Origin of the sequence: Streptomyces sp. AF1A (assembly GCF_047340315.1) — a bacterium.
GTDB lineage: Bacteria > Actinomycetota > Actinomycetes > Streptomycetales > Streptomycetaceae > Streptomyces.
This window is the reverse complement of sequence record NZ_JBLEBI010000370.1, coordinates 1-1,670: the sequence shown is the minus strand read 5'-3', so window position 1 is coordinate 1,670 and position 1,670 is coordinate 1. Positions and strand designations below refer to the sequence as shown.

Here is a 1,670-nt window from a genome sequence, read left to right as displayed (position 1 = left end):
GCGGGCCGGCCGCTCCTCGGCGACCGCGTCCTCCGGTGCCCACTCCTCGTCCGGCCGGGGTGCGAAGCGCCCCGTGGGGTGCCGCCCGTCGCCGGAGCCGGTCGTCCTGTCCGACATCGCGCTCAACTCTCCTTCGGTCGGCCCCGGTTGAGGGACCACGGCGTGTGGGGGCGGTCACGGCCGCCGGCGTCGGCCTCCGAGGGGGTGCGCGAGCGGCCGGTCCGGGCGCCCGAGCCGGTCAGGTCGTCGAAGAGGGCGTGGGCGCCGACCAGAGCCCTGCGCATCTCCTCGGTCCCGGCACCGGCCTCGCCCGGCCCGCCGCCCGCCCCGGCGCCGGCCACCCGGTGCACCTGCCGGTAGCCGTCCACGTGCGCGGCGTGGTGCACGGACAGCGCGGCGAGCTGCTCCTCGTAGCGCCCGCCGTCGGGGTAGCCGCGGACGGCGGCCACCTCGGCGAGCAGCCGGTCGGCCTCGGCGACGGCCTCCCGCGGGGATTCGACGAAGTGCTCCTGCACGGTCGTCCAGCGCGCCGCGTACCGGTCCCGCTCGGCCCGGTCCAGGGGCCGTTCCCGCAGGTCTCCGTGGCGTTCGAGGCGCTCGGCCAGTTCTCGTTCGGCGGCCTTGGAGTCTCCGTCGTGCAGCGCCACCGCCCGCTCGTACTCGGGCCCGAAGCGCCGCTTCAGGCCGGCTCCGCCGCGGCGGCCGCGCTGGGTGGCGGCGGCCACCGCGGCGAGGACCACGGCCGCCACGATCACGATCAACAGGATGATCAAACCCGTGGACATGGTTGCCTTCCGGTCGGACCGGCCCCGCCGGCCGGTTCTCCCTTCGGGTGACCCGGAAGACCGCCCGCAAACGGCCTGGCCGTCAGTCCGCGAAGCGGCGCAGACCGGTCACCGACCACACGGTCGCGATGCGCCCCTCCTCCACCTCGAGCAGGTCGATGCCGCTCTTGTGCGCACCGTCCGGCCCGGTCACGTACCAGCAGCACGCGGCCCGGCCCGCCGCACCGTCCACCGTCGGCGTCCCGTCCACGGCGAACAGCAGGCCGGGCTTCTCCGCGCGGAAGGCACGCACGAACGCGACCATCCCGGCAGGGCCGTGGATCTCGTCCGTGGCCGCGTTCTCGGGGGCGTTGGCGAAGCGGATGCGGAAGCCGGGCGCGAGGAACGCCTCCGGGTCGCCGAAGTCGCCGTTCCACAGGGCGGTCCAGCGGTCGAAGAGGGCGCTGCCGGTGGCGGGGGTGAGGGCGGTGCCGGTCGCGGATGCGGTGGTCATGTGCGGTGCCTTTCAAGGTCGTCGACGGTCGTCTCCGTCGGGAACGGGCACCAGCCTGCGCGCCGTCCGCGACACCCCTGTGTCGGTGATTGCCGTCACATCCCGGGCGCGACCGCCGTCACGCCCGCAGATCGCCGAGAGGCACCACGTCCGAGCCGAGGGTGTCGAGCGCGGCGAGGTCGACGGCGCGGTCCGGGACCCGCTCGCCGAGGGCCGTGACCGCGCGGACGCGGTCGAGGCGGAAGCCGCGCGGGGCGTCCCGCAGCCGGCACCAGGCGGCCAGGTACCAGTGCTCCTCGCCGCCGAGGAACCCGAGCGGCTCGACGTCCCGTGCGGTGACGCGGCCCGCCGCGTCGGCGTAGTCCAGGCGCAGCACCCGGCCGGCCGTCAGC

General features: G+C 76.0%; 3 protein-coding genes. All 3 read right to left on the bottom strand.

Annotation, left to right across the window (positions count from 1 at the left end; all coding sequences use genetic code 11):
* Positions 1–122: 122 nt before the first annotated feature.
* The gene (locus ACLU3S_RS36900) at positions 123–785 is read right to left on the bottom strand and encodes a hypothetical protein (protein WP_413956339.1); all 663 of its coding nucleotides are present in this window, start codon (positions 783–785) and stop codon (positions 123–125) included.
* A gap of 82 nt (positions 786–867) precedes the next feature.
* Positions 868–1,278, bottom strand: coding sequence for a nuclear transport factor 2 family protein (locus ACLU3S_RS36895; protein ID WP_413956338.1), 411 nt, complete (start codon positions 1,276–1,278; stop codon positions 868–870).
* Positions 1,279–1,396: 118 nt separating this feature from the next.
* The coding region (locus ACLU3S_RS36890; protein WP_413956337.1) for a helix-turn-helix transcriptional regulator at positions 1,397–1,670 on the bottom strand (274 nt) is incomplete at its 5' end.